Origin of the sequence: Pedobacter psychrotolerans (assembly GCF_004340665.1) — a bacterium.
Classification (GTDB): Bacteria; Bacteroidota; Bacteroidia; order Sphingobacteriales; family Sphingobacteriaceae; genus Pedobacter; species Pedobacter psychrotolerans.
Genome location: NZ_SLWO01000001.1, coordinates 573,506 through 596,596, shown reverse-complemented (window position 1 = coordinate 596,596; position 23,091 = coordinate 573,506). Strand labels below are relative to the sequence as shown.

The 23,091-nt window shown below is 36.8% G+C and carries 23 protein-coding genes; 12 read left to right on the top strand and 11 right to left on the bottom strand.

Going from position 1 to position 23,091, the window contains the following annotated elements; translation table 11 throughout:
* Positions 1 to 32 precede the first annotated feature (32 nt).
* Positions 33 to 1,289: a dihydroorotase gene (locus EV200_RS02595; RefSeq protein ID WP_132529241.1), complete on the bottom strand. Its 1,257-nt coding sequence runs from the start codon at positions 1,287 to 1,289 to the stop codon at positions 33 to 35.
* On the bottom strand, positions 1,286 to 3,325 hold the full coding sequence (locus EV200_RS02590) for a vWA domain-containing protein (RefSeq protein WP_132529240.1): 2,040 nt from the start codon (positions 3,323 to 3,325) through the stop codon (positions 1,286 to 1,288). The genes EV200_RS02595 and EV200_RS02590 overlap by 4 nt, the downstream gene beginning before the upstream one ends.
* Before the next feature lie 67 nt (positions 3,326 to 3,392).
* On the opposite strand from EV200_RS02590, the gene EV200_RS02585 reads away from it, so the two are divergent.
* Both EV200_RS02585 and EV200_RS02580 read left to right on the top strand, forming a co-directional pair.
* The gene (locus EV200_RS02585) at positions 3,393 to 3,827 is read left to right on the top strand and encodes a hypothetical protein (protein ID WP_132529239.1); all 435 of its coding nucleotides are present in this window, start codon (positions 3,393 to 3,395) and stop codon (positions 3,825 to 3,827) included.
* Positions 3,828 to 3,856: 29 nt separating this feature from the next.
* Positions 3,857 to 4,513, top strand: a complete 657-nt coding sequence (locus tag EV200_RS02580) for a hypothetical protein (RefSeq protein ID WP_132529238.1) — start codon at positions 3,857 to 3,859, stop codon at positions 4,511 to 4,513.
* Between the two features lie 186 nt (positions 4,514 to 4,699).
* Here the strand turns inward: EV200_RS02580 and EV200_RS02575 are convergent, their stop codons facing one another.
* The 7 genes from EV200_RS02575 to EV200_RS02545 all read right to left on the bottom strand — a co-directional run bounded on the left by EV200_RS02575 (position 4,700) and on the right by EV200_RS02545 (position 12,381).
* The gene (locus EV200_RS02575) at positions 4,700 to 5,104 is read right to left on the bottom strand and encodes a hypothetical protein (protein ID WP_132529237.1); all 405 of its coding nucleotides are present in this window, start codon (positions 5,102 to 5,104) and stop codon (positions 4,700 to 4,702) included.
* Between the two features lie 68 nt (positions 5,105 to 5,172).
* Entirely contained in the window at positions 5,173 to 6,633 is a 1,461-nt protein-coding gene (locus EV200_RS02570; protein WP_208864490.1) for a nicotinate phosphoribosyltransferase, read from the bottom strand.
* Between the two features lie 17 nt (positions 6,634 to 6,650).
* On the bottom strand, positions 6,651 to 7,382 hold the full coding sequence (locus tag EV200_RS02565) for a metallophosphoesterase family protein (protein ID WP_132529236.1): 732 nt from the start codon (positions 7,380 to 7,382) through the stop codon (positions 6,651 to 6,653).
* Positions 7,383 to 7,428: 46 nt separating this feature from the next.
* On the bottom strand, positions 7,429 to 8,925 hold the full coding sequence (locus tag EV200_RS21955; RefSeq protein WP_165877843.1) for an ADP-ribosylglycohydrolase family protein: 1,497 nt from the start codon (positions 8,923 to 8,925) through the stop codon (positions 7,429 to 7,431).
* 145 nt (positions 8,926 to 9,070) lie between these two features.
* Positions 9,071 to 9,904, bottom strand: coding sequence for a ribose-phosphate diphosphokinase (gene prs / locus EV200_RS02555; RefSeq protein WP_132529235.1), 834 nt, complete (start codon positions 9,902 to 9,904; stop codon positions 9,071 to 9,073).
* Positions 9,905 to 9,971: 67 nt separating this feature from the next.
* Positions 9,972 to 10,664: an NUDIX hydrolase gene (locus EV200_RS02550; RefSeq protein WP_188754083.1), complete on the bottom strand. Its 693-nt coding sequence runs from the start codon at positions 10,662 to 10,664 to the stop codon at positions 9,972 to 9,974.
* Between the two features lie 151 nt (positions 10,665 to 10,815).
* Positions 10,816 to 12,381, bottom strand: coding sequence for a L,D-transpeptidase family protein (locus EV200_RS02545; RefSeq protein WP_244312940.1), 1,566 nt, complete (start codon positions 12,379 to 12,381; stop codon positions 10,816 to 10,818).
* A gap of 268 nt (positions 12,382 to 12,649) precedes the next feature.
* Between EV200_RS02545 and hisG the strand changes: the two genes are divergently transcribed.
* The 9 genes from hisG (at position 12,650) to EV200_RS02500 (ending at position 21,362) form a co-directional block, all read left to right on the top strand.
* Positions 12,650 to 13,501, top strand: coding sequence for an ATP phosphoribosyltransferase (gene hisG, locus EV200_RS02540; RefSeq protein WP_132529233.1), 852 nt, complete (start codon positions 12,650 to 12,652; stop codon positions 13,499 to 13,501).
* Between the two features lie 59 nt (positions 13,502 to 13,560).
* Complete coding sequence (hisD, locus tag EV200_RS02535) at positions 13,561 to 14,844, top strand: histidinol dehydrogenase (protein ID WP_132529232.1); 1,284 nt, start codon at positions 13,561 to 13,563, stop codon at positions 14,842 to 14,844.
* Positions 14,845 to 14,924: 80 nt separating this feature from the next.
* Positions 14,925 to 15,968, top strand: a complete 1,044-nt coding sequence (hisC, locus tag EV200_RS02530; RefSeq protein WP_132529231.1) for a histidinol-phosphate transaminase — start codon at positions 14,925 to 14,927, stop codon at positions 15,966 to 15,968.
* Positions 15,965 to 17,098, top strand: a complete 1,134-nt coding sequence (gene hisB, locus EV200_RS02525; RefSeq protein ID WP_132529230.1) for a bifunctional histidinol-phosphatase/imidazoleglycerol-phosphate dehydratase HisB — start codon at positions 15,965 to 15,967, stop codon at positions 17,096 to 17,098. The genes hisC and hisB overlap by 4 nt, the downstream gene beginning before the upstream one ends.
* A 283-nt stretch (positions 17,099 to 17,381) precedes the next feature.
* On the top strand, positions 17,382 to 17,975 hold the full coding sequence (gene hisH / locus EV200_RS02520; protein WP_132529229.1) for an imidazole glycerol phosphate synthase subunit HisH: 594 nt from the start codon (positions 17,382 to 17,384) through the stop codon (positions 17,973 to 17,975).
* 1 nt (position 17,976) lies between these two features.
* Positions 17,977 to 18,726: a 1-(5-phosphoribosyl)-5-[(5-phosphoribosylamino)methylideneamino]imidazole-4-carboxamide isomerase gene (gene hisA, locus EV200_RS02515; RefSeq protein ID WP_132529228.1), complete on the top strand. Its 750-nt coding sequence runs from the start codon at positions 17,977 to 17,979 to the stop codon at positions 18,724 to 18,726.
* Positions 18,727 to 18,816: 90 nt separating this feature from the next.
* The gene (gene hisF / locus EV200_RS02510; protein ID WP_132529227.1) at positions 18,817 to 19,572 is read left to right on the top strand and encodes an imidazole glycerol phosphate synthase subunit HisF; all 756 of its coding nucleotides are present in this window, start codon (positions 18,817 to 18,819) and stop codon (positions 19,570 to 19,572) included.
* Positions 19,573 to 19,663: 91 nt separating this feature from the next.
* Positions 19,664 to 20,263, top strand: coding sequence for a bifunctional phosphoribosyl-AMP cyclohydrolase/phosphoribosyl-ATP diphosphatase HisIE (gene hisIE, locus EV200_RS02505; RefSeq protein ID WP_132529226.1), 600 nt, complete (start codon positions 19,664 to 19,666; stop codon positions 20,261 to 20,263).
* A gap of 199 nt (positions 20,264 to 20,462) precedes the next feature.
* Complete coding sequence (locus tag EV200_RS02500) at positions 20,463 to 21,362, top strand: WD40 repeat domain-containing protein (protein ID WP_132529225.1); 900 nt, start codon at positions 20,463 to 20,465, stop codon at positions 21,360 to 21,362.
* Positions 21,363 to 21,486: 124 nt separating this feature from the next.
* Here EV200_RS02500 and EV200_RS21695 read toward each other — a convergent pair whose 3' ends face one another.
* Positions 21,487 to 21,663 carry a hypothetical protein gene (locus EV200_RS21695; RefSeq protein WP_165877842.1) on the bottom strand — a complete coding sequence of 59 codons (177 nt, stop codon included), beginning with the start codon at positions 21,661 to 21,663 and terminating at the stop codon, positions 21,487 to 21,489.
* A 70-nt stretch (positions 21,664 to 21,733) separates the two neighbouring features.
* Positions 21,734 to 22,519 carry a C40 family peptidase gene (locus tag EV200_RS02495; RefSeq protein ID WP_132529224.1) on the bottom strand — a complete coding sequence of 262 codons (786 nt, stop codon included), beginning with the start codon at positions 22,517 to 22,519 and terminating at the stop codon, positions 21,734 to 21,736.
* A gap of 107 nt (positions 22,520 to 22,626) precedes the next feature.
* Here EV200_RS02495 and EV200_RS02490 point away from each other — a divergent pair, with 107 nt between their 5' ends.
* The gene (locus tag EV200_RS02490) at positions 22,627 to 23,085 is read left to right on the top strand and encodes a universal stress protein (RefSeq protein WP_132529223.1); all 459 of its coding nucleotides are present in this window, start codon (positions 22,627 to 22,629) and stop codon (positions 23,083 to 23,085) included.
* Positions 23,086 to 23,091: the final 6 nt, after the last annotated feature.

Genomic DNA, 23,091 nt, shown 5'->3' with positions numbered 1-23,091 from the left:
CCTTTTTGTTTTAATCTTTTAACTTTAGTCTCTTAGCTTTCTTTATATTGATTATTGTTATAGACCAGAATTACTTTTCCGGTAAGTTCAGTTCCTAAAAGCGGGCTATTCGCTGATTTAGAAAAATTACTTGAAGAATTGTACAACCATTTTTCATTCGGGTTGAAAACCGTAAAGTTTGCTGCTGTACCTTCTTCAATCACCGGAATATTTAAATTTAGCAATTTACGTGGATTAATGGCTAATTTCTCAGCGATGATCCCTACATCTAAACCAGCCTTAAGTAATAAGGGAAGCACCGTTTGCAGCGCAATGATTCCATAATGGGCGATTTCAAATTCAACATTTTTAAATTCTATTTCCTCCGGACGGTGTTGCGAGGTAATGGCATCGATGGTTCCATCTTTTAAACCTGCAATAAGGGCCTTTACATCGGCTTTACCACGCAATGGTGGTTTCACCTTATAATTGCTATCAAAGTCGGCCAAAAGTTCTTCAGTAAACACCAGATGATGTGCTGTAACATCGCAGGAAACCTGAACACCGTCTTTTTTTGCTTTCCGAATCAAAGCCGCCGAACCAGCTGTAGAAATATTGCTGATGTGAATTTTTGTTTCATTGTAAGTAGCCAGAAAAATATCCCGGGCAATGTGCATTTCTTCTGCCAAAGCGGGCAAGCCCTTCATCCCAAGAAGGACAGAATTTTTACTTTCGTTAATTTGCGATTTACCTGCAATGGATTTATTTTCAGGATAAACCATCAATAAAGCGTCTAAACCTTTAGCATATTGAAGCGCACGACTCATAAAGCCATCATCCTGCAAAGCTTTATCACCATCAGAAAAAGCAACTGCTCCCGCTTGTTGCATATCAAAAAGTTCGGCAAGTTCCTTTGCTTCTCTGTTTTGGCTGATGGCCCCAACAGGTAAAACATCAACCAGGTTATTCTTAGTTTTATTAATAATATATTCTACCTGTGATTTAGATTGCACCACCGGATAAGCCTGCGGCAATAAGGCAAGGCCAGTAAATCCACCAGCTTTTGCAGCCGCGGTAAGGGTTTCAAGATCCTCCTTGGTTTCAAAACCAGGATCTCCAGCTACACAATTCAGATCAAAAAAACCTGGCGTAAGGAATGCACCTGATGCATCAAAAATAGTTTCGCCCTGTTGAGCCGTTAATTTACCTATGTTTTTAATTTGACCATCAACTACCCTCACATCACATTCTTGTTTATTGAATTGACTTTGAGGGTCGGCAATGATTACATTCTTAACCAGGAGATTCATATTGTTCTTTTAGTGTTGTTAAAAAATCGGATAAGGAAAATTTCTGCTGCAATAAAAATCAGTGACAAAATTAAACAAAGTTTCCATAAAGTTTGCCCGATTTTATCGGCTCCGGCGGTTAGCTTTATGGCGTCTTGATCAGTATCAAATATTTTTAAATGACTGTTTCCAGCCAGATTATTAAGTTCAGCTTTACTCAGGTAATGCATATCAGATTCTTTTCTTGAACTATTAAAAGCATACACAGCAAGAATAGAATCCGCAAGACTCAGGTTATAAAAACCAGCATTCCTAACCTGATCCGCAGTGTAAATTAATGTCTTACCATCCACCTGACGAATTTCAGGAATGGTTTCAAAGTTATCTGCTTTTAGCTTTAAGGTTTGATTTTTACCTATATCAATTTTCTTTCCTGATAGGACATTATCACTTCCAAGATAATGATAAAGCCCACCTGCCGTACCACCACTCAAAGCTATGCGATACATTAATGGCACAAAAACCGGATGACGAGCTAGGTTTCCATCCCCAGTATTTAAACCAGTTGCCGAAAGATAAACGGATCCATTCCCCATGCCATATTTGGCGAAGAATAGTTTCCTGCCAGGAAGCATTAAAATATTTTCCTTATTCGCAGAATTGTGTTCAACGAAATTATAATATCGGTTTATTACTGGCAAATCGAGGTTTTTAGGTATTTCCTCAAAAACAGTTTTAAAAATGGGATGCTGAAGATCTATCTGATCTACCTTAGTTTCTGTTTTATCTAAGTTTTGGATAGCCGGTAAGGATAAGGCTGATAGAAAAGTATTGTAAGTCTGAATATCTGCATCAAGATCTGGAAAGATGACCACCAAACCTCCCGCATTTAAATAAGTTTTTAACTGCTGAGCCAAACCCGTTGATGGATTTTGCAACCCATTCAGTACAATTAAGCTATAATTCGTAAAGCCATTATAATTAACGTTACGCTCATCATTTTCCGTAAGCTTATAATAATTATCAGCTCCAAAAAGTGCCTTAATATAATTCCCCGCACGGGTACCATTAATGCTTAATACCGGCAAGCTTTTATCAACCTTAAAACTAAAAGACAGTGCATCATCAAAGGTGACTGGAAAATCTTTTATACTCACTATCCCCTTTTGCCAACCAGCATTTAGCCCCGAAAAATTTAAAGTATCTCGCACGGTTTGCTCTGCAGGAATGGTAATTGATCCTAAACCTTTTTGCTGATTATTTATGGTTAATTTGAGGGGAATATTTTTGGCTGCTTCCTGCGAATAGTTTTTTAGTTGAACCACCAACCTTTCATTTGCACCAGGCTGATGATTGGGCGATAACATCCATACACTATCCACCGCCACATTAGGCAATGTTGTGGCATTTAACTTAACGAATGCATATTGGACATCAGGATTTGTACTTAGCTTTTTAGCTGATGTAATGCTTTTCTGAAAATCAGATAGTACAAAAACATATGGATTAGCTGAACCACTGAACACATTTTCTTGTCTGTTTAAAATTTGTTGAAGATTGCGGGTGGTTGCAGAAATTTTCACCTCATCAAGGGCTTTAAGAAACTCTTCCTGATTTAATAATCGCTGATGCTTGCCTTCAAAATCATTGGTAAGCAACTGAAACCGATCATTTATACCAAAGCCTTTCACTATTTCTTTTGCCCTTCGCCTCGCTTCATCAAATAGGTTACCATCCTTATTAACGGCTTCCATGCTGTAAGAATTATCTATATATATGCTAACTGTATTATTTTTAAGGCTTCCTTCTTGTGAATTTACTGGGATATAGGGCTGTGCAAAGGCCAATACCAAAAAGATAATGGCTAAAATCCGGGATAAAAGAATCAATAAGTTTTTAAGCTTTTCTTTAGATGAATGTTGCTGCTCTACCGCTTTCAGGAATTGAACATTAGAGAAATAAACTTTTTTAAATTTTCTGAAATTGAATAAATGAATGATAACCGGAATGGCGACCAATAATAGTGCGAAAAGAAAGCCTGGATACAGGAAATTCATTAAAAACCAAAGATAGAAAAATTATGGAAATTGAGAATATTTAATAGAATTCAATTAACTTCAAAAAATGAAATTTCACCAAAATATTGTGAGACTAAACTCAAACAAAATAAAAAGTATGTCTTTTTATTTATCTATAATATGTACTTTATTTTTTTCTTGCAAAACAAAAGAGCAAAAGGCAAATAAATTTGTAGGAGATTTTAATAAAATAATGGAGCATAATCCTCCTACAGCAGTTGTAAGTAGCAAAGCATATTATGTAAATGGAAGTGAAGTGACGATATCAGCTGGATTTAATTATGTTGAAAATCAATTCGAATCTAAAATAACTGAAGATACGGCACCAGAAATATTTATTAATATTATAAATTCAATTCCCTCAGGAAAAGATATCTATAATGACGGGGTAAAGTTTAATTTAAACTTATACGATAAAAACCGTGTAAAATTTGCAGAAACAACTATTAGCAAACAAACTGAAGAAAAAACACAGATTTAAATTTCATCATAGCTAAAATTAATAATAAAATGCCTTTTATTGATAACGAGACTGGAATTTCGTTATTAAAGTTAGCGCTAGATAACAATAGTAATATCACATATACATACGAGTATCCTGATGATGTTTTGAAAGTTTTAGAAATAGCTGGAGCAGAGAAGCTCGTTAAACAAAACATGGCAAACAACCCAACTTTAAAAGAATTAGTGTCAAATAAGAGCTTTTTTACCCTAAATAGTATTACATGTATAATACTTAATAAAAACAAAAAAGAGGTTAAAAGAATAAAAACTACTCGAGATGAGATGTTGGCACAAATTAAATCTAATAAGGTTGTTAATGAAAATGAAATAATTCTTCAAGGTTTAATAAATGAATTAAATAAACGCTTACCTGTAACAGATAAGGATTTTGGCTTTAAATATTTGAATTGTGAATTACAGAACAAAACTATAGTAAACACTTATCTTGTTCCAAATCAATATACCGAAGCACTTGATTTACTTGAAAAACAAGGAAAAGGTGCTATTAAAAAAGGGTTATTAGGAACCTCTTTAGTTGAAAAATTAGTGAATTCTGAAGAGTTTAAAATTGATAAAATAACATCAATTTATAGAAATGAAAAAGGAAAAGAATTAAAAAAATATACGCTTACAAAGCAAGAATTTAATAATATTAAAAATTAATTTTTCTATGATGATGCCTGCTTATGAGAAAATACTTAACATTAAAAGATTAAAAAAAATCATCATTGCGAGGCACGAAGCAATCTTTATATACGCATAAAGATTGCTTCGTGCCTCGCAATGACGACTTCTCGCCAACAATTAAAGGCATTAAAAATTCTTTGTAATTTATATTGTTTTTGTTAATCAATAACTAAACCCTGGAAATTCGATATTCACAATTTTCCAACGGCCATTTTGCAATGCGAAATATAACTTAAAAGGACCACTTACAATTTTAGATTCTTTCTTCAGCACTGCCCTGAAGCCAGCTACACCTTCTACAAAACCCATCCCCTTGCCACCATCAAGCAATTCATAATCGGTATCTATAATATCATATCTTCCTCCAACATACTCATCCGATTGGCCAAAAATACCTTTAAGCCGGGCGATAATCACCTGCTTATCCATTACTTTTCCCCCTGGAAGAATGAAAAAATCGCTCAGCTCTTCCGTAATCGTTTTAGATTGTTTAAACCATGCGTTGGTAAATCTGATCGCACTGTTTACGATATCGGCTCCATGATTGAAAGTTGATTTTTCTTGCATTTTTTGAAGGTGTCTTTCATAATTTAACCGACTAATCTGATGACTAGCCGGGTAAAAACTTGGCGAAGTTAACTATTCTTTAGCCTTTCTCTAATTTCGGCAAGAGAATAATCGATCAATAAGTTTCCATCTCTAAAAACTTCCTTCAATTCACCCTGTGCTTCTTCTGCCCAGGTACATTGATCTTTCAATTCATACTCGCCCTGAGCATTTTTGAAAATCTGCAATAACCCCTTAGCCGATTTCTTGGTTCCATCATCAGTAATGGGATCTTTAAAAATCTCACGTCCAACGCCATCCACTTCTCCGTAGGTAGCTTTCATCGCAAAACCAAAGGTATCACGGGTATTGTACTGATAAGTAAAGGAACCGATCCCAAAAACGACATTGGTAGAAGCAAAGCCTTTGGCTTTCAAGTGTTCACAAATCTGAGTAGCCCGGTCTGTGGTAATGCTATCACCATAAATTGCACCAATCTGTGGTACCAATTCTTTATAGCCTTTATCATTGGTTTTGCCACCAAAAACGTCCCAAAGCAATTCAATTACACCTTTTTTCTCGTTTTCATCTTTACCATCCGGATTCCCGCAAATTATATCAACCGGATCTCCCGAATCTGGCCGAATTACTACCTTGCCTTCTCTATTGATAATATCGTTTTTAAGGGCAGGTAGATATTCAGTAAGCACTTTCCACAAATCCCAGGTATCAGATACGATAGACACAACTCCTTTTGGATACACTTCTAAAATTAACCGCTTAAAAGTTTCCAACTCACCGGTATTTGTACCCATACACATTACAGAATGCTCGGTAGCGGCAACGGAGCCACCAATCAATTCGTGATCTGAATCTGCGTTATAGTATGTTTCCAGAAAATCAATGGCCGGAATAGTATCTGTTCCGGTAAAACTTAATAAGTGTCCTGCCGCAGAAGTTACTGCAGCTTCTATCCCACCCATGCCACGCATGGAGAAATCATGTCCTTGCCAATCTACGAACTCTGGCACAGATGAGGTTTCAGCCGCATATTGATCCATAATTGCCCGATACTGCTTCGCAATGGTAGCAGAATTACAAGGCAGCCATACAACAGCAGAGAGCAATGTCTCAAAATAATTAGTCAGCCAAAAAAATTGCGGTAACGTATTATACATGGTAAACATGGGCACACGTAAGGGAACTTCAGCTCCCTCGGGAAGGGATTTAAAAACCATTGGAATATAGCCCAAATCGTGTAAATCAGCAATGTGTTGCGTACCAACTAAATTTTCGCCAAGATAATTATTAATCCTGCGGGCGTACTTTTTTAAAATTTCATCTTTAGGTTGTTTAAAGAAATTCTGATTGAAATCTTCAATAATATATTTTTTGATAAAGTATTGCAAACCGAACAGTACAATGCGGTCAACATTTTCAAGCCTGCTTTTTCTAGGTGTCCAATTGGAATAAACCAAGGTTGTATTTTCAGGATATTGCCTGCGGTGATCTACTTTGTATCCGTCTGTTAATAATAATGGGTTCATCATGATATTATATTTATAATTTAACGTTTATTTCTACCTTTTTCATTTGGATAAAGGATTTGTAGGGTATCGCTCTGCCAGAAAGCCTTTGTTTGAATATCTAAACAGCTAAGTTTTCCGATAAAAGCAGCACCGGTGTCGATGTTCCAAACATTACATCCGTTCATGGGCACTTCAATATTGTAATATAAAGTTGGCGTATGGCCGATATAGATCTCATTATAAAGCAATAAGCGCTTCGGATAAATTGCAGAATTTTTTTCTATTCTGTTGTCCATGGTTAACGCCATTTCCCACAGGGTTCTGTCCCAAGAATAATTGGAAGAATAACGCTCTTTTTCAGGGCCATGCATAGAAGAAAAACCTGCATGAATAAAGAGATTGTTTTCTTCATCTACATAATAATCTTTCATTCTTGCAAAAAAATTCAAATGTTCCTGCATTTCAGAATCGGAAATTTCCCGGTAGCTTTCCATGGTTGACTGGCCACCATGAACAAACCAAACCTGACTAATGATTTCTTCTTCCAGCCAATCAATACACCAGGCATCATGGTTTCCTTTGATAAAAATGCAGTTATAGCTTTTTTCTAATTGTATCAGATAACTAATGACCTGAGCCGATTCGCTCCATCCATCCACATAATCGCCTAGAAAAACCAGCTTGTCATCTATTGAGATTTCAGCACGTTCGAATAACTGGATCAAACCTTTTAATCCTCCGTGAATATCTCCTATTACTAGTGTTCTCATAGATTAGTTTTAACAAAAATGATTTGAAACTGTTCAGATATTAAGTTTAAAAATCAACATGTAAATCACTAAGTTTCATTTCATCCCTTACCTCCATCAGTGCAAACCCCAGAAGATTTAAGCCTTTCCATTTTTCTGGAATCGTTGCATCTTGATGATCTTCAGCCAAACCAATCCCCCAAATGAGGTCAACCGGACTGGCCTCAGCCAAAACTTTTTCTCCGGTACGGATTAAAAATTCTCTGAGTTCCTGATTTTGGCTAAATTTATGGAAGTTACCTTCTTTAACAATATGATACCTGTTTTCCAACCACATCGCTTCATCATAATTTTTAACCTGCCGACCTAATTTTTTAACTTCTTCTGGAGAGGTTGCTGCCAAAATTTTATTTAACACGATATCATCATTAAATAATTCTGCCTTTTTACTCATCATCCAATGCTCAGCGGTTCTATAATTAACCTGATCAACAATAAAAGGTGCATCCCACCACTGCGTTAAACAAGATTTAGTGAGTATTCCATCTTCCGGTACCTGATGCTCCCAAAAGAAAAAGAATTCATCGCTTTCCTTAATAGCCGAAACACTGTATTTCTGTTTGCTCATAAATGCTTGATCCAATTGTTCACAAAGGTTTTCAATTTCTGTCCGTTTCACCAACACATTCATCCATTCTTGCGGAATGGATTCAAAACCATAAATTAAACCCGCCAGGCCGCCGGCAATTGCAGCCGTTGTATCGGTATCTTCGCCAAGGTTAACCGCTTTCAGCACTGCATCCTTATAGTTTTGCGTGGTGAGGACACACCATAAACTGGCTTCAAGGCTGTGCAGCACATAACCAGATGAATAAATTTCATGTTCCGGAACGTTTGCTATATCGCGCTGTAAAATCCTTTCAAAGAGATTAATTTCTTTTGGTTCGAAAGCATTTTGTGTGATGAACTTTTTAACTGTGCCCTTCATGTTTTGATATGCGGCTTTTTTATCGCAGCCTTTTAACAATTCCAAACCATAAACGATGTAGATAAAGCATGCAAAAACAGAACGGAAATGTGCATGGGTAATGGAAGAAACTTCCTCAACCTTCTCGAATATTACCTGAAGATTATCCTCATTTCGAAGATAAAAGAGCATTGGCAAAATCCGCATTAATGATCCGTTTCCATTATCTGTTTCGTTGTTTCCACCACATAAAACGGGATCAGTTCCATTGGCGATCTTATTGATGGCTTTACTGGTTGCGATGCCAATATCAAATACTTTGCCATGTGGTGTCCAAAGATCAGCGTTATACCATTTCAAAAATTTTTGAGCGATATCATCGAGGTTATAGCCATTACAAAGGCTTTCGGCCAAACAAAAGGTGAGGGAGCTATCATCACTCCAGGTTCCAACGGACTGATTATGCGTTCCATAACCTTTCATCTCTTCAACAGGATTTTGTGTTAGATATACCCTTGATTGAAACTCTACAGGTACACCAAGTGCATCGCCAATGGCTAAACCAAACAGTGCACTTTGAACAACTTTGCTTTTCATGTGATATGGATTTGGTATATATAACCTGTGATCTGATTAATAATAAGCACTAGAATACCCTTTAAACATCTTATTTTTCGGTTTCTAACCACCCCGCCCTCCAGGCACCCCTCCAAAGGAGGAGAATGGCGATTGTAATTCCGGCTTACTGAATATCCTGAAGTTTGATTTGCGTTACGCCCGGATGTTCTACTTCTTTAATGGAATCTGTGGTAAAAATCTGTTCGAAATATTTACCTAAATCATCAAAGCCTTTGCTGAAAATACCATGACTAATGGCCAAATATAATTTACCTGCATTTTTTGCTTTAAGTGCTTCAGCTAAACCATTAAATGTTCCGCCGCCATCGCAAATGTCATCAACAATCAGGCAATCTTCACCACCAAGGTCATCTGCATAAACTTTAAAGCCAGATAGTCTTCCGGTTTTCACATCTCTGCTTTTTGAACATTCCACCACTTCAGCACCACCTAAAAACTCTGAAACTTTATAAATTTTCTTCAGTGCGCCACCATCAGGAGAGATAAGTTTAACCTCTGATCCGATTTTAGCAATCACTTGCTTGATAAATTCATGATTGGAAATGGTGATGCAGTTATTAAGCAATGCAGGTGTTACTTCACTATGTGGATCAAAAACGGTTACACTAGCTAAAGCCATGCTGTTAATGATATCAGCATATACTTTTACAGATAAAGGCTCGCCAGGGATCATCACCCGATCTTGTCTGGCCGCAGGGAAGTATGGAATATAAAGGTGAATTTCCTTCACCCCCATTCTTTTCAAAGCATCAACCGTAATGCAGATTAGACCTAAATCGTTAAAAGAATTTATTCTTTGGGTAATGGTTACAGGCTCTTTCTGATCGAAATTTCCATCAATTTTAATGTGTGGTTCACCTCCTGCGAACAGAAAAGATTTGTGGGTTATGGAGTTGTTTTCGCCTAGCGGAGTAAAACTCGGATCTAAATTTAACATATATTTGCGTATTATTTACACAAATATATAAATGATTTTTATAATCCAAAAATAATTTGTGTTTTTTTTACGCAAACCTAATATCAAACTGAAAATTTTCTTTCATCAGTTGATTATATTTGAGCTTATCAAAGGTAAAAAGCTTGCCTGGTCTGCCACTGGCACCTATTTTTACCACCTTATCTGTTTCATTAACAATTCCGAAACTCAGAATTTTTTTTCTGAAATTTCTTCTGTCGATATCTCTTTCCAGAATGCAGCAGTATAAATTCTCCAAATCTGAAAACAAAAATTCTTCACCTAACAGATCAAAACCTATAGGCTGGTAAGTGAGTTTATTTTTCAACCGCTGATGTGCCAGCTTTACCATATCGCTGTGATCGTAGCCTAAAGCCGGAAGTTGATTCACTGGAAACCATTTGGCATCTTTAGCATCAGTATCCGCTTTCAAAACAAAATTTTGAGGATTTACCAATGCAAAATAGGCGACAGAAATTACCCTAAACCGATCATCTCTGTGAATATCATCACCAAAAGTATGGAGTTGTTCGAGGTAATTAACCGTAATTCCTGCTTCTTCTTTCAGTTCGCGTTCAACAGCTGCCAATAATGGCTCATCATCTTTTACAAAACCTCCCGGAAGAACCCATTGATTAGTCAGCTTTCCGAACCGTTGTTGTACAGCCAATACGTAAAGAATTCCTTTCTCGTAGCCAAATACTATACCATCAACAGCTATTTTGATATTTTGATCGATCATTCCTTATTTGTGTAAAAACAACACAAAGTTAAGAAATTTATATACTTGAATAACTTTTACGAGCCAACAATAATAAATTCGAAAGATTTAGTCTACCCCCTATAAAACTATTCAACAATATATCGCTGATTAATTTATAGCGTATAAATAACTACCTGAATTTCTTCATCGCCACCCAAAGTTTCTCATCCATTTGATATATATCCGGACGATACTCAATTTTATCATTTTGAGACCAGGCGGTGATATAGGTAATAATGATTGGCACTTGTTTTTTTGGTCCGAACCAAGCAGGTTTTAATTGAAAAGACTTTGATGTATCAGCCTTGGCAGCCATCCTTTTTTTATACCATTTCATATGCGTACTATCGATCGGAGGCAAATCAACTTCAGCCCTTAACTTATCATAAGTATAGGAGTCTCCAACTAATTTTTCCGCAAATTCTAGAGGTTTTTCTACGCGTACACAACCATGGCTGATTGCTCGGTTACTGAGGTTAAAACCATTCTTATTATTGGTATCATGAAGATAAATACTAGAGCTGTTATCAAAGATAAATTTAAACTTCCCTAAGGCATTTCCACCGCCCGATCCTTGCTTAAATTTAAAGGGCAATTTATCTCTGGAATACCGACTCCAATTGATGGTATCAGGCTCACCAATCAGCTTATCTTTATAGTAAACTTTGATGTTGCTATTTGATAAATAATAAGGGTCTTTTCGAGCCATCCAATAGATCTCACTTTGCGCAATACTCACCGGAATATTCCACACCGGATTGGCTTGAATAGAGTTTATTTTACTGAACAACATAGGAGTCTCATGGTTCTTCGGTTTATCATCTAAATTGCCCGATTTAGCAAAGGCTTTCAGCTTCTCTTCATAGCCATTTTGACGCTTTCCACCTACGCAAACTTTCATACTGATAACAGTGTCTGCTTTATCGAACCAGGTTAATTTAAAATCAGGAATATTAACCTGAACATAATTGGATCCGGTTTCAGGCATTTTCCATCGAAAACGCTCCATATTTACGAGCAATATCCGTCTCTCATTTTCGTCAGTTGCATTTAAAAAGGCTTTTTGAAGCGCTTTGTATTGTACAGATGATGGTTGTATTGCCCTTAAGGTATCCAGAATATTTTCAGAAGAAAGCAATCTGATCATTCCTGCACTATCAGGCCGTTTTACTTTAATATAGTACCGTGAAAAGATATTTCGTGGGTTTACTACACCATATTTCAGAAAATTATTATAATTTAAATATGCATTTGCAGAAAGTAATTCCAAACGGGCAATCACAGGGTAACTTTCTTCAACTTTCTTAAACTTGTTATCCGAAAGCTCCTTTAATAACGATTTAATTTGGCTAACCTTAAAAATTTCAGGATTAAAACCATGCACTTTACTATTGTCTAAATAAGCGGTAAGGGAATCCAATTCCCCATTAGTGTAGAATTTTGTAACCAATTCTGGCGACCCCTTGTGTTCCAGGTAAAAAGCTTTAACAGTCTTCGGATTGATAAACCCCTTAGCAAGACTATCCATTGTTTTTACGAAAACGCTATCATAAGCTACCGTATCAAAGTCTTTGTAAATCTTGTTTTTAAAGTGTTCTGATAGCACTTTTCCAATTTCAGGTGGTGATTTAAACCAGTTACAGGCTGAAACAGATATAATAAATGGAATGATTAGAAAGCGAAAGTTTTTCAACACGTAATAAGTTAATACAAAATAGATTTAATTATCTAAAGCTTAAATGGCAAATTAAGTGCCATTATTTTTTGATTTACCATTTCAAACACTATATTTGCCAACGCTAGTCAGCTAAAGCATTGATATTGGCAGAAATATATTTATGAACTTAACTTTGAACCATCACTTACATTTGCACCATCGCCGTTAGGCGATATGATATGTTTGTTTTGTACTTCAAAACTTTTTTTCCGTAAAATACTTTCTTGTTCACTCTATATTCAATACTTTGAAAACACTTAAAATTGCTATCCAGAAATCGGGTAGGTTAAACGAAAAATCCGTTGAAATATTAAAAAATTGTGGTCTTTCTTTCGAAAACTACAAAAGTTCACTGATATCAACTGTTACCAACTTTCCATTAGAAATCCTTTTCCTTCGTGATGATGACATTCCCGAGTACGTACAGGATGGCATTGCCGATTTGGGTATTGTAGGCGAAAACGTAATCGTAGAAACCAAAGCTGAAGTTAGTTATTTACAAAAATTAGGCTTTGGAAAATGCACCTTAAAAATTGCTGTGCAGGCCACCAGTAATATTCAAAATCTGGATGAATTAAATGGAAAAGCCATTGCCACTTCTTATCCCGTAATTCTAGAAAAATTCTTACAAGAAAAAGGAATAAAATCTGATATCAGAACCATTTCAGGTTCGGTAGAAATTGGTCCGGGTTTAGGATTAAGTGATGCCATTTTTGATATCGTTTCCACAGGCGGAACATTAAAAAGTAACGGGTTAAAACCTTTTGCAGATGTGATGCAATCGGAGGCAGTTTTAATTGGAAATAAATCAATTGCTGACAACCCTGAAGTAGCAGAATTACTCCAAAGAATCCGCTCGGTATTAAGTGCTAAATCAAATAAATATGTGGTACTTAATGTTTCAAAAGATAACCTTCAGAAAGTTGTTGATTTATTACCTGGTGTTAAAAGTCCAACGGTAGTTCCTTTGTTCGAACCGAATTGGGTTGCTGTTCATTCTGTAATTGCCGAAGAAGATTTCTGGGATAAAATTAACAGCTTGAAAGCTGCAGGTGCAGAAGGAATTTTAGTAATGCCAATTGAGAAAATTATCACCTAAAAAGTGATAAAATCATCTAAAAACACATTAACTAATAGTTAATTTAAAAACATAAGACATTGAAAATCTATAATTATACAGATTTATCTAAATCAAAAATTGAAGAACTCTGTTCGAGGCAAATTGAAGATGATAAATTGATTGGAGAGCGTGTCTCAGACATCATCGAAACAGTAAAAAAAGATGGGGATAAAGCACTCTTTAATTTTGCAAAAACCTTTGATAAAGTATCGCTGGAAAAACTTTTTTTAGATGCTGAAGAATTAAAAGCAATTGCCTCAACCATACCGGATGAAGCAAAACAAGCAATCAATACCGCTTATCAAAACATTAAAACATTTCATCAGTCACAGTTAAAAATTGAAGACAAAGTGGAAACCATGCCTGGTGTGGTTTGTTGGCGTGAATCTAGAGCAATTGAGAAGGTTGGCCTTTATATTCCAGGAGGAACTGCAGTCTTACCGAGCACATTTTTAATGCTTGCCATACCTGCAATAATTGCTGGATGTAAAGAGATTATTGTTTGCTCTCCACCGCAAAGCGATGGCAAAACGAATTGCTACCTGGCTTACTGTGCTATTCTTTTAGGTATAGATAAAATATACCTTGCAGGAGGCGCTCAGGCAGTGGCTGCGATGGCATTTGGAACAGAAAGCATTCCACAAGTATATAAGATTTTCGGACCAGGTAATCGCTATGTAACCACAGCCAAAACAATGGTTCAAAATAAGGTGGCTATTGATATGCCTGCCGGCCCATCTGAGGTTTTAGTGCTTGCTGATGAGACTGCCAATCCGTCATTTGTTGCCGCAGACCTACTTGCGCAGACTGAGCATGGCATTGATAGTCAGGCTATTTTAATTTCTACTTCAAATGAAATTATAGCTGAAACATTAAAAGAGATTGAAAATCAGCTAGCTGAATTACCAAGAAAGGATATAGCAGCCAAAGCAATAGCAAACTCTTACGCTATATTAACCGCTGATTTACAGACAGCTATGGGCTTTTCGAATCAGTATGCGCCAGAGCATTTGATTCTGGCTACTGATCAATTTGAAAGCCTCATTCCTTCAATCATTAATGCTGGATCAGTATTCTTAGGAAACCTTACGCCAGAGAGTGCAGGTGATTATGCCTCAGGAACCAACCATACCCTGCCTACCAGTGGCTTTGCGAAAGCTTACTCAGGTGTTTCACTTGATACTTTTATTAAAAAAATCACCTTTCAACACCTTTCAAACGAGGGATTACAGCATATTGGCCGTACTGTTGAGACACTAGCCGCTGCTGAAGGACTGCAAGCACACAAGAATGCAATTACAATTAGATTAAAAAAGATATAAGAAGATGTGCGATTTGAGAAACTAAACATATCCCTGTCTTATATCTCAAATCTCACCTCTCGAATCTTAAAAAAAAGAAAATGGATATCAACGATTTAGTTAGAGAAAATATAAAGAACCTTAAACCATACTCTACCGCCAGAGATGAGTTTAAAGGACAGGCATCAGTGTTTTTAGATGCCAATGAGAACAGTTACGGCTCTCCCCTACCCGCCAACTACAACCGCTACCCTGATCCTTTACAGCTAGATTTGAAAGATGCCATCAGTAAAATTAAAGGTGTACCAATTGAAAACACCTTTTTAGGAAATGGAAGTGATGAAGCCATCGATTTACTGTTTCGTGCATTTTGTAATCCAGGAAAAGACAATGTAATTGTGCTTCCACCAACCTATGGTATGTATGAAGTTTCGGCTAACATAAACGACATAGAAATTCGTAAAGTAAGCTTGCTTCCAAACTTCCAATTGGACATGGAAAAAATTGCGGAAACGATTGATCAAAACACCAAATTAATCTTCATTTGTTCGCCCAATAATCCAACGGGAAATTCTATAAATCGCGAAGATATTGAAACCATTTTAGCCAACTTTAAAGGTCTGGTTGTAGTAGACGAAGCTTACATTAATTATGCCCGACAAAAAACCTTTATTCAGGAGCTAACCGAGTATGCAAACCTTGTAATATTACAAACTTTTTCTAAGGCTTGGGGCCTCGCAGCTTTGCGTTTGGGAATGGCATTTTCTTCGAGAAAAGTGATTGATATTTTAAACAAAATTAAGCCACCATATAACATCAATCAGGCCACTCAGGATTTAGCTTTTGAAGCATTAAAAAATATCGATCAAGTGAACGATTGGATCAAAGAATCCGTTGCCGAAAGACAACAATTATCTGACGCATTAAATGACCTTAAAATCGTTACAAAAGTATACCCATCCGATGCAAATTTTATCTTGGTTGAGGTAACAGATGCTATCAAAATTTACGACACTTTGGTTGGCCAGGGAATCATCGTTCGTGATCGTTCAAAAGTGACATTATGTGAAGGATGTTTACGCATCACTGTAGGCACAAAAGAAGAGAATGATCATTTATTAAATGTGCTAAAAAACATATCATGAAAAAAGTATTATTTATAGATCGGGATGGTACGCTAAACATCGAACCAGATGATGAACAGGTAGACAGTTTTGCGAAGTTAAAATTTTATCCCCGCTCGCTTTATTACTTGTCTAAAATTGCTAATGAAATGGATTATGAATTGGTTATGGTAACCAATCAGGATGGCTTAGGAACACCATCAAATCTGGAAGAAAATTTCTGGCCGATACATAATTTTATGCTAGATACTTTCGCAGGTGAGGGTGTAAACTTTAGTGAAGTTATCATTGACAGAACTTTTGCAAAAGACAATGCACCTACCCGTAAACCCGGAACCGCATTATTGACAAAATATTTCAGCGAAGATTACGATTTAAAAAATTCTTACGTCATTGGCGATCGTTTAAATGATGTGGTGTTGGCCAAGAATCTTGGAGCAAAAGCAATTTTTCTCCGCCAGAATGATGCGCTGGGTTCTACCGAGGCTTTAGACAAACATGAAACTTTGCTCGACATTATCATTTTAGAAACCCAGAAATGGGAAGATATCTATAACTTGTTGAAGGCAGGTAGCAGGAAAATCAACCATGTTCGTAAAACGAATGAAACCGACATCACCATTAATGTAGATTTAGACGGAACGGGAAAAGCCAAAATCGAAACGGGTTTGAATTTTTTCGATCATATGCTTGATCAAATTGCCAGACATGGCAGTGTTGATTTAGAAATTATCGCCAAAGGTGATCTTCACATTGATGAACACCACACCATTGAAGATACCGGGATTGCCCTTGGAGAGGCTTTTGCCAAAGGTTTAGGTAACAAGCTCGGCATTGAACGTTATGGCTTCTGCCTGCCAATGGATGATTGCCTGGCACAGGTAGCCATTGATTTCGGTGGGCGCAATTGGATTGTATGGAATGCTGAATTTAAGCGAGAGAAAGTTGGAGATATGCCTACAGAGATGTTTTATCACTTTTTTAAATCTTTTAGCGATGCGGCCAAATGCAATTTGAACATTAAAGCCGAAGGAGATAACGAACATCATAAAATTGAAGCTATCTTTAAGGCATTTGCAAAAGCAATTAAAATGGCCATCAAGCGTGATGCAGAGAAAATGGTGTTGCCGAGTACAAAGGGAATGCTATAAGGTTGAAGGCATAGGGTTTAAATGCACAAACATTATTAAATAAACCTGATAGTAGTGGAAAGTTTTTTAATCTCTGCCATGCTGAGGCACGAAGAATCTGTTTCATGGATTGCAGGTGCTTCGTACCTCAGCATGATAGCATTTTCAGGGTTGCTGTAATTAAAAAACTTGCAATAAATAGCAGGACTACAGTACCCATGAAAAACTGACATTGCTTTTCAAATTTTAGAAAGAAAAATAAAGATCTTGTTCTGATACTCAATACCAACTACTTAACACTAATATGATTGGAATAGTAAATTACGGTGCTGGCAATATTTTTTCCCTTACCGCAGCTTTAGAGCGCTTGAACGTAAAATATGGAATGGTGAATACTGAAGCGGATTTGGAAAAATACAGCCATATCATCATTCCTGGTGTGGGTCACGCAGGTGCAGCAATGGAGAAATTAAAGAATACCGGATTAATAAAAGCAATAAAAGCATTAGCCAAACCGGTTTTGGGTATCTGCGTAGGTATGCAGCTAATTACCGAGCATTCTGAAGAAGGGGACGCTGCTTTATTAGATATCGTTCCGTTGAAGACTAAAAAATTCGATAAGTCATTGAATATCAAAATTCCACATATGGGTTGGAATGCGGTGCAGCACAAAAACAATTCTCTATTTCAAAGTATTGAAGATAATGAACAATTTTACTTCGTGCATTCGTACTTTATTGAATATAACCCTACTTTTGACATTGCATCTGCGGAATACGGATTAAGGTTCTCAGCAGCAGTGCAAAAGGATAACTTTTATGGCGTTCAGTTCCATCCCGAAAAGTCGGGCAAAGCTGGCGAACAGATATTAAAAAATTTTTCAAACTTAAGCTTATAAAATGTACATAATCCCTGCTATTGATATTCTGGATGGAAAAGTTGTTCGCCTTCGTGAAGGTGATTACAATCAGAAAACTGAGTATGATGTTTCTATTGCCGACATGATAGAAAAATACCGTTCTAACGGAACAGATTTCATCCATATTATTGATTTAAATGGTGCTAAAGGTGATTTTAGTAATCAGAAATCGCTGTTTGAAATCATCAAAAAAACCGAGATGAAGGTACAGTATGGCGGAGGTATTCGTACTATTGAGCAGGTTACAAATTTGCTCGATGCAGGAATTCACCGGGTAATTGTAGGCACACAGGCCATTACTAATCCCGACTTTTTACAGCAGTTAAGTGAAGCTTTCGCTAAAAAAGACGATTATGCCAACCGCATTGTAATTGCCATCGATGTTTTAGATGAAGTGATTAAATATTCAGGCTGGATGGAAAGTTCTCCAATCAAATTAATGGATTATGTAGATAAATGCCTGGCATTGGGCTTTTTCCGTTTCTTATGTACGGATATTAGCAAAGATGGAAAGTTAGGTGGTGCAGCTGTTGAATTGTATAAAAAACTGCTGGAGCATTCTCCAATGATTAAATTAATTGCATCAGGCGGTGTGAGTTCAATGGAAGATATTGATGAATTGGCTAAATACCCAATTAGAAGCGTGGTAGTTGGAAAAGCCATTTACGAAGATAGAATCACCATTGAAGAGATTAAGGAGTGGAATTTGAAGGCGTTGAGTTCAATTTAAAAAATCTTAACATAAATCGTCATTGCGAGACACGAAGCAATCTCTCTTATTAGATTGCTTCGTGCCTCGCAATGACGAAAAATCAAGCAGATGCTGAGTAAAAGAATAATCCCCTGTCTCGACGTAAAAGACGGACGCACGGTTAAAGGCGTAAACTTTGTTGATTTACGTGATGCCGGCGATCCGGTTGAACTTGCAGCACAATACGCACAACAAGGTGCAGATGAACTGGTATTTCTAGATATTACTGCCACCCATGAACGTCGTAAAACGATGATTGAAATGGTGAAATCTGTTGCACGCCAGTTAAATATTCCCTTTACCATTGGCGGTGGCATTACAGAAATTGCTGATGCAGAAGCTTTACTAAATGCTGGTGCTGATAAAATCAGCATCAATTCTGCAGCGGTAAGAAATCCAAAGCTTATTGAAGAACTGGCCAAAGCTTTTGGTGTTCAGTTTGTGGTTTTAGCCGTAGATACCAAATATGTTGATGGTAAAAATATGGTTCACTTAAATGGCGGACGATTAATTACTGAACTGGAAACTGAAAACTGGATTAAGCAGGCAGAAGATTTAGGTGCAGGAGAAATTTTATTAACCTCCATGGATCATGATGGCACTAAAGCAGGTTTTGATTGTGGTTTGTTAGGCCGGATTAACCAAATGATCAACATTCCGATTATTGCATCGGGTGGTGCGGGCAGCATGGAACACTTTACAGAGGTTTTTCAAAAAGCCAATGTAGATGCCGCATTAGCAGCATCTGTATTTCACTATGGCGAAATCCTGATACCTGATTTAAAGAAAGAGTTGCGAGGACATGGAATCCCCGTAAGATTATAAATTACTAAATACACTCGTCATTGTGAGGCACGAAGCAATCTATTTTGCTCAAGATTGCTTCGTGCCTCGCAATGAAGGCAACATCATAAAAATGAATATCGACATAAACTCCCTTGATTGGGATAAAACAGCTGGCCTACTTCCTGTAATTATTCAGGACCATAAAACCCTGGAGGTTCTAATGCTAGGCTATATGAATGCGGAAGCTTTAGAAAAAACGCAAGCTGACGGTAAAGTAACCTTCTTTTCCCGCTCCAAAAACCGCTTGTGGACAAAAGGAGAAACCAGCAATAACTTTCTTTACGTAAAAGAGCTTTTTGTTGATTGTGATAACGACACCATCTTAATCAAAGCAGATGCCATTGGACCAACCTGCCATACAGGTAGCCGCAGCTGCTTTAAAACTGAGTTTAATCAGAATTTCATTTTTGAACTGGAAAATATCATTAATGATCGCTATGAAAACCCTGTTGAAGGATCGTACATCAATAAGATGCGAAGCAAAGGTTTAAACAAAATTGCGCAGAAAGTTGGTGAAGAAGGTGTAGAAACAGTTATCGCCGCACTTGCTGAAACGGAAGAGGAATTAATAGGTGAAGCATCTGATTTAGTTTTTCATCTGCTATTTTTATTAAAAGAAAAAGGTTTATCAATTCAGGATATTGCGAAAAATTTAGAAAAGAGACATTAATAAGGTAGAAGGCTGGAAGGTTGAGGGGTGTAAGGTTCAGAATCTCTAACCACGCAGATCTTTGGAAAAAACCCCTAACCAAGCCTTATAAAAAAGAAACAATAGGAAAAAAAGATGGGGACATAAGGCGATTTGCCAAAAACCTTCAACCTTCAACCTTCAACCTTCTATCCTTCAACCTTCCATCCTTAAATTAAATATGCTTAAGCACCTCAAAACCCTTTCTGGCCATCAAAATCCTATTTATGCTTTAGCAAATTCAGATCAGGATGAAACATTCTTTAGTGCTGGGAATGATAAAGGTGTTGTAGAATGGTCGCTGGCAACAATGGCTTTCGTAAAGGTTAAAATGCCTGTACAGAGCTCTGTTTATTATTTGCATTATTATAACAAACAGCTTTTTGTTGGAGAGCGTAGTGGTGCTTTCAGTGTTTATGATTTCAAAGAAGAAAAAATAATCTTCAGAATTAACGCCCATACCAAGCCCATCTTCAATATTCAAACGATTAAAAGTAAAAACGAATTGCTAACAACAGGTGAAGATGGTACTGTCGCAGTTTGGTCATTAAATGATTTTACAGAAATTTATCGTTTTCAGGCGGCATATGATACAGTTAGAGCAATTGCGATTTCTTCAGATGAAACGGAAATTGCTTTTGGCTGCAAAGATCATCTAATCAAGATTTACAACTTAGCCGATTATAGCGTTAAGCAAAATTTAGATAGCCACAACTTACCGGTCACTTCTTTGGCATATCATCCCAATGGAAACTATTTGATTTCTGGTAGCAGAGATGCGCAATTGAAAATTTGGACTTTACCTGGCTACGAATTGACTCAAACTATTCCCGCGCATATGTTTACCGTATATGATATCGCCTTCCATCCTATCCTACCTTACTTTGCAACGAGCAGTCAGGATAAAAGCATTAAACTTTGGGATGCAGAAAGTTTTAAACTATATAAAATATTAAGTCTAGAAAAAACTGGTATTGGCCATTCGCATTCCATCAATAAAATCATATGGAGCAGTGATGGGAAGTTTTTGATTTCTACTGGAGATGACAGAAAAGTAATGGTTTGGGAGATGGAAAATTAAGTTTTTTTCTTTTCAAAACAGCAATATTGAGCTCCAATCAACAATATATTCAATATTGTGTGCATTTAAGAGTTCAATAAAATCCTGCTCAAACATTACAGTTTCCTTCTATTTACAACTCTTATTATCTTATCAGGGAAGGAGCCATTAAGCCATGTGAAGTAATTTTACGTAACGAAACCACAGTTTCCAGACGTGCTAAAACAGGTTGATTCAACCAAAAAAGAACATCAAGTTCATCTTCATCCTCCATTTTAACTCTATTAACAACCATTGCCATTTTTCTAACTTTAGGCTCCATAAGCTAAATATTGATACTAACAAATACAACGAAATTTACAATGATTTCTCTACCGTTTAGGTGTAAAAAGCTATTCCACAAACCGTTTAATAATCCTCAACTTATGGCTATATATCCCTAATTCTCTATTAAAAATTCCCTCATCATCAATCGGATCTACCTTTACCTTTGCTGAGGCATGGATAATCTCATTCGGCCCCAGCATAATACCTACATGGGTAATTTTTCCTTCTGCATTATCAAAAAAAGCTACATCTCCAGGCTTACATTCGGCTAAAAAACCAACCAGTTCACCTTGCTCTGCCTGCTGCGAAGCATCTCTGTTTAATTTGATATTCAATAGTTTAAAAACCGTTTGCACAAAGCCAGAGCAATCCATCCCAAACAAGTGCCTACCTCCCCATAAATACGGTATATTTTGAAAAAACTTCGCCGTTGTTTCAACATCCGCCTTAAAATCTACGTTTGTTCGATCATGCGGTTCGAAATTTACCTGATACTTTTCCTGACCAACATAGCAAAACCCTTCCGCTAAGTAAGGCAGGTTGCTTGCAGGACTCAGATGATACAAACTTCCATCGCTAGCAATTAATGTATTATTGAAACTCAAAGGAGCCAACCATTTACATTCCTGCAAGTCTACAAATTGATCCTGGGTAATTGTAGCCAGTTGCCTGAAATCCATCCAACCCTGATATCCATCATATCCATTTTGAATGAGCCACCAGCGCTCATCTCTTTGAAGAATTTCTACATGATCACCAAATAAGAGCTGAGAAACAATTTCTGCTTGATCTGAAGGTTCAGCTCTTAAAGGTGCTACAGCAACCCTACAAATTCCATATTGATTTTCCATCTGGTTATGATCGTATAAGATATCTGTAAAACTAATAAATTAATCAATTGTCTAACATTTAGACCCTAAATTTGTTATTTTTATGATGATTATTTAATCTTTCAGATATGAATTTTAAGAAAATATTAATTGCTGTGGATAACAGTACCTGTTCAGAAAAAGCAGCTAAAACTGGTTATGATATGGCTGAAAAATTTCAGGCTGAAGTGGCACTGGTTAATATTATAGAACCCGTTCCTGCTAATGTGAATCCCGATTTAACCTTAGCGCCTGTATTTTTAGAAACCTATGATAACAGTGAAGAGAATAGCCATATCCTACTTAAGGAAATTGAAAATAAATATGGTAACGGCATCCAGACAACCTATTTGAGTGTGGTAGACACTGCTGCTCATGGTATTATCCAGCAATCAGATGAATGGGGATCCGACCTGATCGTTATCGGAACTTACGGCAGAACTGGTTTATATCATTTTTTAATGGGCAGTGTGGCCGAGCATGTGGCCAGAAAATCTGCATGTCCGGTATTGATTATTCCAAATAAATGGGACGTAGCTGCTGAATAATTTAAA